Origin of the sequence: Agrobacterium sp. O3.4 (genome assembly GCF_041414895.1) — a bacterium.
GTDB classification, from domain to species: domain Bacteria; phylum Pseudomonadota; class Alphaproteobacteria; order Rhizobiales; family Rhizobiaceae; genus Agrobacterium; species Agrobacterium cucumeris.
On record NZ_JALPZP010000006.1, the window covers coordinates 16,551 to 29,083 of the forward strand.

A 12,533-nucleotide genomic window follows, 5' to 3' on the forward strand; every position below is an offset into this window, starting at 1 on the left:
AATCAGAACAGCCACGTCGACAAAAACGACAGGTATCCTGTGGACGTCGTTTTGAAGATCAACCCTGGTGTCCGAGATAGCGCGCGCGATTATCTTCCGGTGTAGTGGATTCGGCGGGTGGGACTGGCACGAGTGCCTTGAATGCACCCTGACCCAGCAGCATAAGCCAGGTTACGAGAACAAAGGTTGACGTCAGGACCGGCATGCCGATCGGCGTCAGGAAGATGGCAACCGAGGCCCAGAGCCAGCTTGCTATGACAGCGCCAAAAATGGCGTAGAGGAGGCTGCGCCAAGTGAATACCAGAAAAACGCCGCCGAGCGCCATGGCAGTCAGGGCCGAGTTGTAGCCAAAAAGGCCGTCACGCACCGCCCCCTCCGGTCCTCCATACAAGGCAGCCACCAGCGTGCCGACAATCGCTCCAAGCAAGCCCATCGCGGCGCAAATGCGGGAGTTCAGGCCAATGGCAATCAGGATGAGATATCCGGAAATCCAGTTGTCCTGGAAAAAAATCTGGCCGATCGATGTGCCGATCCCTTCGTACCAGGTTGAAAGGACATAAGGCACCGTGTCGGAAAACTGCTCGGGCGAGATGGGTTTGGCCATGGGGCCGGCATCGATGGCATCGAATTTCAGAACAGCGAAGAGAAAGAGCCATCCGACAAGGACGAACGGCATCGTCAGCGGCGCCACCTTGTGAGGCGCCAGCAATGCACCAATGCTGGCAAGCGCCATTGTGGTGAAGGCGGCAGCACAGATGATGTAGACAACCATCGCGATGGACGGGATGGAGCCGGCCCGAAAATCCTCGCTGGTGAAGGCAACGAGCGCCAGACCGACCAGTGCGCCATTGAACCCGTAAAGGCCGTCACGCAGCATTCCTCTGTCAGCCCTGAGGATCACCGCCGTCAACGTGCTCGAGATGACCCCGAGAATGCAGATGACGGCGTAAATCCATGAATTCCAGACAAGTGCGGCCAGGATGACGAGGCCTGACAGCGGGTTGTTCTGAAAGACGACCTGCCCGATGCCCCGCAACGACCAGTCCACGAAAGAAAACAGGGGGTGATCCGGAAAATGGTTCAGCTTCATGAATACGTGCTCCTGTCGCGCAGGCTGGAGGCTTCTGCCCTGTTGTTAGAAATACCGGGCGCGTAAACGCCCGGTATTTCCGCTTTCTAGAAGAGGAAATACCGCTGCGACATCGGCAGCACGTCGGCCGGTTCGCATGTGATCAGCTCTCCGTCGACGCGCACCTTGTAGTTTTGCGGATCGACCTCGAGCTTTGGTGTGCGGCTGTTGTGGATCATGTCCTTCTTGCGCACCGTCCTGGTACCGCTGACAGCGACGAGCTGCTTGTTCAGTTTCAGTTTCTCACCGATGCCGTCATCAAGCGCCGCCTGCGAGACGAATGTGACACCTGTCGAACCGAGGGCGCGGCCGAGCACGCCGTACATCGGGCGGTAATGCACTGGCTGCGGTGTGGAAATCGACGCATTCGGGTCACCCATCGGGGCCATGGCGATCATTCCACCGATCATCACCAGTTGCGGCTTGATGCCGAAAAATGCCGGTTTCCAGAGAGCGAGGTCGGCTCGTTTTCCGACCTGAACGGACCCGATCTCATGAGCAAAGCCGTGCGTCAGAGCCGGATTGATCGTATATTTGGCGATATAGCGCTTGACGCGAAAGTTGTCGTTCCGCTCGCTGTCTTCCGCCAGTGGGCCACGCTGGACCTTCATCTTGTGCGCGGTCTGCCAGCAACGAAGCGTCGTCTCGCCGATGCGGCCCATCGCCTGCGAATCCGAAGACATCATCGAAAAGACGCCAAGGTCGTGGAGAATGTCTTCCGCCGCAATTGTCTCGCGCCGGATACGCGACTCGGCAAAGGCAACATCTTCTGGGATCTGCGGGCTGAGGTGGTGGCAGACCATCAGCATATCGAGATGTTCGTCGATGGTGTTGATCGTAAATGGCCTGGTAGGATTTGTAGACGACGGAAGGACGTTTTCTTCACCGGCTGCGGTAATGATGTCAGGCGCATGCCCGCCGCCAGCGCCTTCGGTGTGGAAACTGTGGATGGTACGCCCCTTCATCGCCGCCAGGGTATCCCGAACGAAGCCGCTCTCGTTGAGCGTGTCACTGTGGAGCGCGACCTGAATGTCCATCTCGTCGGCAACCGTCAGGCAATTGTCGATGGCAGCCGGTGTCGTTCCCCAGTCTTCATGCAGCTTGAGACCGACAACGCCGGCGCGAATCTGCTCCCGCAGCGGATCGGGCTTGCTTATATTGCCCTTTCCAAGCAGGCCGACATTGATGGGCAGTGCTTCCGCTGCCTCAAGCATCCGGTGAATTGCCCAGGGGCCGGCGGTAACAGTTGTCGCGAGCGTACCGACCGTCGGTCCCGCACCTCCGCCAACAAGCGTCGTCGTGCCGCTCGCGAGCGCCTCTTCGGCCTGTTGTGGTGCAATGAAGTGGATATGGGTGTCGACGCCGCCTGCGGTGAGGATGCGCCCTTCGCCGGCGATGACGTCGGTGGCGCCACCGACAATAATCGATATTCCCGGCTGGATATCGGGGTTGCCTGATTTGCCGATGCCGGAAATTCGGCCATTCTTGATGCCGACATCCGCTTTGATGATGCCCCAGTGATCAATGATGATGACATTGGTGATGACGACATCGGCAACCTCGGCCGCCGGCCGCTGGCTCTGACCCATGCCGTCGCGGATCACCTTGCCTCCACCAAACGTCACCTCCTCGCCGTATATGGTGTGATCTTCCTCGATCTCGATGACGAGTTCCGTGTCCGCCAACCGAAGCCTGTCGCCCTTGGTCGGACCGTAGAGATCGGCGTAGTTCTGCCGTGTGATCGTTACCATCCTTGCCTCCTAGAGCTTGCCCATAACCTTGGCGTTGAAACCGTAAACCTCTCTTCCACCATCGAGCGCCACGAGCTCGACCGTGCGCTCCTGCCCCGGCTCGAAGCGGACTGCCGTTCCGGCAGGAATATTGAGCCGGAAGCCACGGCTGGCCTCCCGGTCGAACAGGAGCGCTTCATTCGTTTCATAGAAGTGATAGTGGGACCCCACCTGGATCGGCCTGTCGCCGGAGTTGGCAACGTCGATCTTGCGCGTCTGCCGATCCTTGTTGAGCTCGATGGAACCATCCTCGATAAAATATTCGCCGGGAATCATGATAGCCTCCTCAGGGAATGGGGTTGTGGACGGTGACGAGTTTCGTACCGTCGGGAAAAGTCGCTTCGACCTGTATGTCGTGGATCATCTCCGGCACGCCCTCCATGACCTCTTCACGGGTCAACAATGTCGCGCCATATGACATGAGATCGGCGACGGTTCGCCCTTCGCGGGCGCCCTCCAGCAGTGCCCCTGAGATAAAGGCTACCACCTCTGGGTAGTTGAGTTTCAGGCCCTTTGCCCTGCGCCGTTCTGCGAGCAGTGCAGCGGTAAAGATCAGGAGTTTGTCCTTTTCACGCGGTAGCAGTTCCATGGGTAGCCCTCATCGTTTTGCTGGTTCACGTTGCCCAGATGCGTGGAGCGACGGCCTTTTTCATGAGGCCTCGCTCGCGAAGAATGCTCCACGCCTGGAGAAAAAGCGCCTTGCCTTCGGACATGCGCTGGCCGAGGTAACGGCAGACGATCACATGCTCGAGCTGGCTGACCGAAAAAACACCTGTCGCCTGTGTGCCAAGCGTCTCGCGAATACATTCAACGGTGTTTTCGAGCGCGGGTCCCGCATAGACCATTGTTCCGACGATCGGGCGCCCGGCAAAAAAGACCGGGGCGTCCAGAATCTCCGGTGAGCGCGAAAACGCCATTCGCTCGAACCAGATAAGCTCGCCATCGCGAAATATCTCGACACGTTGCTGAAGCCCACCGGTCACGAAACGTTCCCCCGCCGCTGGGCGGCCGAGGCTGATAAAGTCCCAGCCGGCATAAACGGCATTGCCCGCAAGCGTGACGCGGGTGTTGATGGAAGCATCCGCACCCTCAAAAAGAATGGTTTCCTGTGGGAGATTTTCGCAGATACCGTTTTCGCCAACGTCGATCTGCGTGCGTTGCACGCTCGCGCCGCCATCGGTTCGGTAGAATTTCGTCGCACCGGGGGTGGTGAGGACGCAGCGCGCCTGCGGGGCAAGGCGACAATTGATGTCGAGGACATCGCCACCTGCAACGCCACCTGGCGGATGCAGAATGTAGACATGCGCGGAGCCATCGCTTTCGGGATGAAAGGCACGTTGAACCGCAAGCGGCCCGCTATGGCGTCTATGCATGAGGCGGGTCTTCCCGTGGGATTGCGCAAACCACAATTCGAGTTGCGCATTCCATCCGTTGACCATGGGCGAAAATCCCTCTCGTGATCGCTCCTGGCGACCTGCGCTACGATTCAAGTCCACCAGCACCTCCAGCTATTCGGAAGGTGGTTGCTCAGACGGCTTTGCGCCGGCTTGTCGCACCACGTCCTTCGTGTGATCGCTGCGTTTTTCGCTCCGTGTCCCTTCTGCCAGATGGTGCGAACTCGCGGTCAACTTCATTGCTCCTGCCAAAAGGAGCGCGGATATCGGAAGCACCAGCGCTTCCCATTGCAAAGGCATCTGCATTTCACCGACCTGGGCGGCAAAATGCACAACGAGATAAAGGATGATCATCTGGAAGAAGAGGTTCTTGAGCTCCGCTACGGTATCGATGATCATCCATTGCGGCAGCTTCGATCGCTGCTCGGGCGGGATGTCGAGCGCAAAGCCAAGTGCAATACCGCAGCCCACCACCATCAACACGATGCCCAGGAGAATTTTGTCCGTTGCGCGCAGCACCGCGACGATGACGGACATATCGGGGTTCAGCCGGGCCATCCGGAAACTGTCCACAAGCATCAGTATGGCTTCCCAGAACATCAGGAAGGCGCCGAAAAGCACACCCGCGGCGGCAAGGATGAGAACGGACCGGAGGCCACGAAACAATGAAATCAATGCATAGCCCTCCCTGGACTATCGTGTGATACCGGCAAGATGCGTTCCTGCGGACTCCATTGGCACCTAGGAACGAAAGAGCCGGCTGTATTGCGTTTCATGCCAGGCACTCGCCATGGCCATGACGGGTGCGGCATTGCCTATTTCATCGTCGGTGACCGTCTCGGCCTTTCTCGCCGCCCGCTCGATGACGTCATCTGCAGCAATAAGGAGGCGCTGGCCGGCCGTGTGCCCCAGCGGGACCAGCCGAATGGCCGCAGACACTTGGCCTTCGACCGTACTCCATAGAAGCCCCCGCAGCGCATCGGTCTCCGAGATGTTCCAGTGCGTCGCCGCCAGCGTGAAGGCTGCCGGATATGTCAGCTTCGACCCCTTGAAGGATTTGGCGGACGAAACGCCGAGATCCTGCAAAACCTTCAACATCGATGCGCCCATCTGCTTGTCTTCCAGTTCGATCTCCCGGCTTTCCCGCGCCGCCGACAGCCAAGCATCAGCCTTCAGGAACGCGTCCCGATCCCCGATCTTCATCGCCCGCATCATGCGCAGGAACAAAGCCGCATCGCAGACAGAGTAGCTGTGCTCGACAAGACCGAATATCCAGGCTGCAGCACTTGCCTCATCGTAAACAATCCTGTCGTGCACTGCCCATTCCAGACCGCGGGAGTAGGAAAACGAGCCGACGGGCTGGCTTGGGCTCACCAGGCGCAGTAGCTGGATGGGCAGGCCACCGGATGTCTGTTGCGTCACATGGTTCTCCCGGAGCTATCGCTAAAGCCGGCCCTATGCCGACCCCTTTGGCTTCACATGTTTCATCACGTGCATTCGGCCAGTCAGCTTGCGAGTAAAAGGACGCCGCCAAGTGCGGTCGCGCCACCGGCCAGGCGCAGAGCAGCTGTCCCGCGCGTCAGCCGCTCGGCGACGATGCCCGTTCCCATGCCGATCATGTGCAGCAATGCCGTCGCGATACCAAAACCTGCTCCGAAGACCAGGGCGCTCTGGTTGGCCAGTTCGGTGCCATGGGCGTGTCCGTGGAAAAAAGCGAACCCGCCGACAATCATGGCGACGAGCACCGGCGAGACCGGACGCGCAACCGCGACCGAAAGACCGATGATGATTGTCGAAGCAAGAATGACCGGCTCGACCAGGGGGATGTGCACACCCGCGAGCGCCACGATAAAGCCCACCAGCATCAAAGCGACAAAAGTTGCAGGAATGGCGATCAGGGAACGTCCCCCGAGCATGGCAGCTGAAAGGCCGACCGCGACCATGGCAAGGATGTGATCCCAGCCGGAAAGCGGGTGCATGAACCCGGACATGAATGAGCCGTGGTCGCCATGGCCGACATGTGCGAGTGCCGGGGTGCTGGCCATCAGTAACGGTATCAGGATCAGAACGGACATTTTCTTCATGGCACGGTCTCCATAACGTTGAACGGGTAAGCCTATGAATTGTCACCGGATCCCGAACAGGCGGGATCAGCGTCCGGTGCCCGCTCAGAATGAGCCGAACATCGAACCGAGAAAAAAGACTGCGATGAGAGAGAGGATGACGCCGACAATGACCGTCATGATCATGTCGAAATAGCTTCCGGCGTGCGTCTGCTTGCTGATCTGCAGGAGGAGCAGCACCGTACCATTGTGCGGCAGGGCATCCAGCGTGCCGGCGCTGATCGTCGTCAGACGATGCATCAGGGCAGGGTCGATGCCGTATTCGGCCGCAAGGCGCATATATTCCGCGCCGAGCGCATTGAGCGCGATTGCCATCCCGCCAGACGCCGTCCCGGTCAGCCCGGCCAGGGTGTTCATCGCCACGACCAGTGAAACGAGTGGACCGCCCGGTATTTGCAGCACCGCGTCCCGCACGACCATAAAGGCCGGCATGGCCGCGACAACAGCGCCGAAACCGACAAGGCTCGCCACTGTCATGATGGGAAGAACCGCTGAATTGGATCCTGCATCAAGGCTCTCGCGTAATGACCCCAGCCGGCCGAAATTGATCGCAATGACGGTGATGATCGCCGCTGCCAGGGCAAGAAGGACAGCCCATACGCCAATGGTGGAGGCGATATTGATCCCGAGCGCGGCTTCCGCTCGCGAGAAATCGACCCTCGGCAATATCACCAGGGCCATCAGGAAGTTGACCCCAATCACGACGATCAGCGGCAGAACGGCGAAAAGGAACGATGGCGCCTGTTTGCTCCTCTGTCCGTGGGTCAGCTCGTTTGGATCAAAGTCCCCTGAAATGGTCGCTTGCTCGCGGGTCTTTTCACTGATGACAACCGGCTTTTCATCATCGGTATATCCTTCTCCGGCGGCACGGGCTTTCGCCTCAATGCGTGCCAGCCACCACATTCCGAAGGCGAATGTGATAATGGAGGCAATGATACCAAGACCGGGCGCCGCAAACGTCGTCGTGCCGAAATATGGCATCGGTATCGCGTTGTTTGTCGAGGGCGTGCCCGGCATCGCTGACATGGTGAAGGTAAAGGCGCCGAGACCGATGGCCGCCGGCATGAGGCGCGCCGGGATATTGGCAGCGCGGAACATTTCCCTTGCCATGGGCACCAGCACGAAAAATGCAACGAAGACGCTGACGCCACCATAGGTGACGACGGCGGACGCCAGGACAACGGAGAGCATGGTTCGCTTGACACCCAGCCGCTCCGTCAGGAAACGAGCGATCGACGTAATCGATCCGCTGTCATCCATCATTTTTCCAAAGATGCCACCGAGCAAAAACATGGGGAACCATTGCATCACGAAACGTGCGGTGCCGCTCATGAATGTCGACGTCCAGTGTGGCAAAAGCGGCTCGCCGGAGAAGACTGCGACTATAAGAGCTGCCGCAGGCGCCAGGAGCAACACGCTCCATCCGCGGTAGGCAAACCACATCAGAAAGCCTAGTCCGAGCAGAATTCCAAATAGCCCCATCAGCTCTGCCTCTCAATCTGATCACGTCATCGGCTACGCTTTCAGCGTGCGATCCCATCAGAATTATCACTCTAATTTCATGAACTACCGTGGTGCATTAGTCGACGGCGCGCGCGCCAGCAGCACTCATATTGCTGGAGAAATGGACGCCGTGCTTACTCATGGGATTCCGGACCCATCAAAAGCGTTGCCCGCGACACATGGGGCTCCGTTGCAAAAATTCCGGTTGGTTGGAGAACTCCTGCTTCTCCGCCGTCAAGCGGTCTGACCTTCGAGATCCTGCGCGAGCAGGGCTACCGCTTTCGTCAATGCGCTCGGTCCGACGCCGAACGCACGTTCAATGATGTGTGTTTCTCGCCAGGGCCAGGGCTCGTTGATCAGAACTAGACGATAACAGTTGCGGCGAGAGCGATGGCGGAGAAGAGGGCCATTGGGCACCTGTCGTAACGCCATGACGCAGCCAGAAGATCACGACGGCCAGCCCCCGGACATTCTTGAGGCTGCTGCAGGCAGACCTGATTTAATGAGAGGCTGGATGTTGTTTCCAAGCCTGACAGTGCGCGGCAGGGCCGGAGGCATCACCGCTTATGGTCGGAATTAAATATACATCACGTCACTGACCTGGACTGTTTGCGCAGCTTCGAGCAGGTGTCAATGAATGCCCGTAACTTGGGCTGGCTTTGGGCGGCCTTGGTGAAGTAGAGAAAGAGGCCATCGCCGCCGGGAGAGTAATCGAGCAAAGCGGGTTCGAGCAGACCCTGGGCGAGTTCGCTGGAAGTGTGGAACGTCGACGAATAGATGAGGCCCAGACCCTGGCAAGCGAATTGCCGCATATTTATGGGAGCAACGGCATCGTCAGTGCCGTTTGCCACGGTCCGGCAGGTCTTTTGAATGTGAAGCTGAGCAACGGCAAAAGCCTTATCAACGGACGCCAGCTCACGGGGTTCACTGCAGAAGAAGAAGCCTCCCGCCACTATGACAAGATCGTTCCTTTCGAGCTTGAGGGCGCGCTGAAGAACGCTGGGGCAATATTTGAAGAGGCACCGATTTTCGAGAACAAGATTGTTGTCGATGGCCGTCTCATCACAGGCCAGAACCCAGCCTCGGCCAGGGCATTCGGTGAGGCCATTGTGAAGGCCCTCGAAACAAAGACGCAGTAAACAAACGATCATGATGTCACTTCCGACGCCCTTAGGACGTGACATCATGATGCAAAACGACGACTTGAACCAGGAATTGGCCATGTATTCATCCAGGCCGAAAACAAGCCGGGCAATGCTCATAACCCTGGGCGAAACTGCATGCTCGATACGACTGTGTATCGGTCTCAGAGACGCTAAACAGCGGTGAAGCGATTTCGCTGAAAACTTCCTTCAACCAGGGTAGAGCGAAAGCATGCTGGTTGTCCGATCGACCGGGGAATACAACCGGAAATCCACTTTCTGTTAACCATAAACCCTTCTTATATGAGGAGATTCGAATGTGATTCATTCAAGGTAGTCTGCTTCGGGGCGCGCGATGCTGAAACAACCACGTCTGATGCCGGACAAGCCAAGTATCCGGAGCTCGGGAAGCCCAAAAGCGAAGCACCTTCGTTCGTCGCGCAGCCTCCTGCTTGGATGCCTTTTTACAGCGGCCTCTTATCCAGCCCTGGCGCAAACTGCGAGCTGGACGGGTTCAGCCGGAAACAATGACTGGTTCGATGCCGGGAATTGGGACACGGGCCTTGTCCCGGACGTCTCAACTGACATCGGGATGGTTTCAGGAACGGCACTGATCTCAGGCCGTAGTGCTGAGGGTAATTACGTTAACATCGATATGGGTGCCGTCGTCACGGTGACCGGTACAGGCTCGAGCCTGAGCACAATGGAAACGAGAACCTCCGGGGGCACTCTCAACATCAACGGCGGTGCGGTTGTGACCAACAACAGTGGAGTTGTGGGCGGCACTGTCATAGTATCTGGAAAAGACGCAGGCGGTAATTCGTCAACCTGGACCAATACGGATTATTTTGTAATCGGCGACGGTGCGGCCGGGGGTTTGGAAGTCAGAGCAGGCGGCAAGGTCAATGTCACCGCAGATGCGAGCCTTGGTGGGACGTATTTTGGAACGGCGCTTGTTTCGGGTGCGGGTTCCATGTGGGAAACCACCGGGCGTCTTTCGATCGACAATGGCAGCTTACGCATTGAGGACGGCGGCAGTGTCAGCAATGGCCTGGGGATCATAGGTGACACGTTCTTAGCGGGCAGCGTCATCGTGACCGGTCAGGGTTCAAAGTGGATCAATTCTGACCAGCTTGCCGTCGGCAGCTTTTCCAACGGTACGATGTTGATCGAAGATGGTGCGACCGTCTCAAGCACCCAGGGATATGTTGGTGCAAATCCTGGTAGCGTCGGAAGCGTCACGGTGACAGGGATCGGCTCAAACTGGCAGATCACCAGCTCCAGCCTCACCGTGGGAAACCATGGTGTTGGAGACATCACCATCGAAGATGGCGGTCTGGTTTACGCGAAATCCGGTGTCTTGCTTGGTTCCTCGGCGACAAATGCGTCCGGAACGGTCACTATAAACGGTACTGCGACGGCGCGCGGCGTGCTTGAGACCAGCTTTTTTCGTGGAGGTTCGGGAAGCGCAAATGTCACGCTTGACGGTGGTATCGTACGGGCCATCGAAGACAAAAATACCTTCTTCTCGAATTTCGACGGCCAACAGCTGCGCCTTGCGTCTGGCGGAGGTTTTTTTAATACGAACGGTTTCAGCATCGGGATCGAGCCAGAAATATCCGGCGTTGGCGAGTTAACCAAGCTTGGTGCCGGAACCTTGACGCTGACCGGCGCGAATACATATGCAGGCGGCACAACAATCACAGCTGGAACCCTGAAGCTGGGTGATGGCGGGACCAGCGGCAGTATCATCGGCGACGTTGCCAATGACGGTATTCTGGCCTTTGACCGTTCGGATGTGGTCACATTCGGCGGCACGATTTCAGGGGCGGGTGGCGTGCAGCAACTCGGTAGCGGACAAACCACGTTGACTGCCAACAATTCGGCGCTCCTTGGCACGTCTGGCGTCTATAACGGCATCCTCTCCGTAAACGGCTCCCTTGGCGGATCGATGCAGGTGGTTGGCGGTCGTCTGCAGGGCACTGGCCAGCTGGGCACGACCACCAATTTTTCAGGTGGCACCATCGCGCCGGGCAACTCCATCGGCACGCTCACTGTCGCAGGCGACTATATCGGCAGTGGCGGCACACTCGAAATCGAAACGGTGCTGGGTGACGACAGCTCTGCCGCCGACCAGCTTGTCGTTACTGGCAACACGTCTGGCACGACCAATGTCCGCGTGATCAATCTGGGTGGCGCTGGGGGCCAGACGATTGAGGGCATCAAGATCATCGAGGTTGGAGGCGTGTCAGCCGGCAATTTTTCCCTGTTGGGCAGCTATCTGTTTAAGGGTGATCCGGCGGTGGTGGCCGGAGCTTACGCCTACCGGCTTTATCAGGGCGGCGCCTCCACACCCACCGATGGCAATTGGTATCTGCGCTCGGCTCTAACCGGTTCAGGAGGGTCGGTAAGTCCGCTCTATCAGCCCGGAGCACCTGTTTACGAAGCCTATGCTTCGGTGCTGCAGCGTTTCAACAGTCTGGACACGCTTCAGCAGCGCGTCGGCAACCGCGTCTGGAACCGCAACACGAACGAGGTTCAGGCTGCATTTGACGAGGCTGACGATAGCGGCATCTGGGCGCGCATGACCGGCAGCCATGATCGTATGGCGCCGAAATCTTCGACCACAGCGGCAGACTACAGGGTCGATACCTGGCAGTTGCAGGCCGGCTCGGATCTGGAGCTTCACTCTGGAAAAAGCGGCAGCCTGGTTGGTAGCCTCTCTGTGCATTACGGCACCATTGACAGCGACGTAACCTCGGTTTTCGGCGATGGTTCGATTGGGGGAAATGGCTATGGTTTCGGTGGCTCCCTGACTTGGTATGGCGAGGGCGGTTTCTATCTAGATGGGCAGACCAACCTTACCTGGTACGACAGCAATCTTTCGTCCTCGACTGCAACGACGAGGCTCGTCTGCGGCAATGATGGTTTCGGTTACGCGCTTGGTCTTGAAGCCGGTCAGCAGATCGCCATTGGTCGGGGCTGGGCAGTGACGCCGCAAGCGCAGCTTGTCTACTCCAATGTCAGCTACAAGGATTTCGACGACGTCTTTGGCACAAAGGTATCCCTCGATAACGATGATGATCTGACCATGCGTCTTGGCCTGTCGTCCGACTTTGAAACCACATGGGTTGGCGATGCGGGAGAGATAAATCGGATCCACGCTTATGGCATTGCCAATCTTTATTATGACGCCCTGCCGGAGACCAGAACCGACGTGGCAGGCGTGGCATTCACCAGCGGGCACCAACGGCTCCGGGGTGGTCTCGGCATAGGTGGAACATACAATTGGGCGAACGGAAAATACGCAATTTATGGAGAGGCGAACGTCAGAACTGCCCTGCGTGATTTCAGCGAAAACTATAGTTACGCCGGCAGGTTCGGTTTGAACATTCGTTTTTAAGCGGAAGACACCTCTGGGAGCGCGAGAGCCGGGTGAAGGCAGGAATTGC

At 58.0% G+C, this 12,533-nt stretch carries 11 protein-coding genes; 2 read left to right on the forward strand and 9 right to left on the reverse strand.

From position 1 onward, the window contains the following. Positions 1–58: 58 nt before the first annotated feature. The 9 genes from M0412_RS21585 to M0412_RS21625 form a co-directional block, all read right to left on the reverse strand. A complete protein-coding gene (locus M0412_RS21585; RefSeq protein WP_269702283.1) occupies positions 59–1,090 on the reverse strand; it encodes an urea transporter in 1,032 nt (343 codons plus the stop codon). An 86-nt stretch (positions 1,091–1,176) separates the two neighbouring features. Continuing rightward, the gene (gene ureC, locus M0412_RS21590; protein WP_269702285.1) at positions 1,177–2,880 is read right to left on the reverse strand and encodes an urease subunit alpha; all 1,704 of its coding nucleotides are present in this window, start codon (positions 2,878–2,880) and stop codon (positions 1,177–1,179) included. 9 nt (positions 2,881–2,889) lie between these two features. Next, on the reverse strand, positions 2,890–3,195 hold the full coding sequence (locus M0412_RS21595) for an urease subunit beta (RefSeq protein WP_142842997.1): 306 nt from the start codon (positions 3,193–3,195) through the stop codon (positions 2,890–2,892). A gap of 10 nt (positions 3,196–3,205) precedes the next feature. After that, positions 3,206–3,508, reverse strand: a complete 303-nt coding sequence (gene ureA, locus M0412_RS21600) for an urease subunit gamma (protein WP_142842996.1) — start codon at positions 3,506–3,508, stop codon at positions 3,206–3,208. A 25-nt stretch (positions 3,509–3,533) separates the two neighbouring features. Beyond that, on the reverse strand, positions 3,534–4,292 hold the full coding sequence (locus tag M0412_RS21605; protein WP_269702289.1) for an urease accessory protein UreD: 759 nt from the start codon (positions 4,290–4,292) through the stop codon (positions 3,534–3,536). Between the two features lie 135 nt (positions 4,293–4,427). Then, the gene (locus M0412_RS21610) at positions 4,428–4,988 is read right to left on the reverse strand and encodes a YqhA family protein (protein ID WP_269702290.1); all 561 of its coding nucleotides are present in this window, start codon (positions 4,986–4,988) and stop codon (positions 4,428–4,430) included. A 66-nt stretch (positions 4,989–5,054) separates the two neighbouring features. Next, positions 5,055–5,735, reverse strand: a complete 681-nt coding sequence (locus M0412_RS21615) for an urease accessory protein UreF (RefSeq protein WP_269702291.1) — start codon at positions 5,733–5,735, stop codon at positions 5,055–5,057. 83 nt (positions 5,736–5,818) lie between these two features. Next, a complete protein-coding gene (locus M0412_RS21620) occupies positions 5,819–6,397 on the reverse strand; it encodes a HupE/UreJ family protein (protein WP_269702293.1) in 579 nt (192 codons plus the stop codon). 84 nt (positions 6,398–6,481) lie between these two features. Continuing rightward, positions 6,482–7,918 carry a GntP family permease gene (locus M0412_RS21625; RefSeq protein ID WP_269702295.1) on the reverse strand — a complete coding sequence of 479 codons (1,437 nt, stop codon included), beginning with the start codon at positions 7,916–7,918 and terminating at the stop codon, positions 6,482–6,484. 680 nt (positions 7,919–8,598) lie between these two features. Here M0412_RS21625 and M0412_RS21630 point away from each other — a divergent pair. Further along, on the forward strand, positions 8,599–9,078 hold the full coding sequence (locus M0412_RS21630) for a type 1 glutamine amidotransferase domain-containing protein (RefSeq protein ID WP_269702298.1): 480 nt from the start codon (positions 8,599–8,601) through the stop codon (positions 9,076–9,078). Positions 9,079–9,436: 358 nt separating this feature from the next. Continuing rightward, the gene (locus tag M0412_RS21635) at positions 9,437–12,484 is read left to right on the forward strand and encodes an autotransporter outer membrane beta-barrel domain-containing protein (protein ID WP_237681450.1); all 3,048 of its coding nucleotides are present in this window, start codon (positions 9,437–9,439) and stop codon (positions 12,482–12,484) included. Positions 12,485–12,533 lie beyond the last annotated feature (49 nt).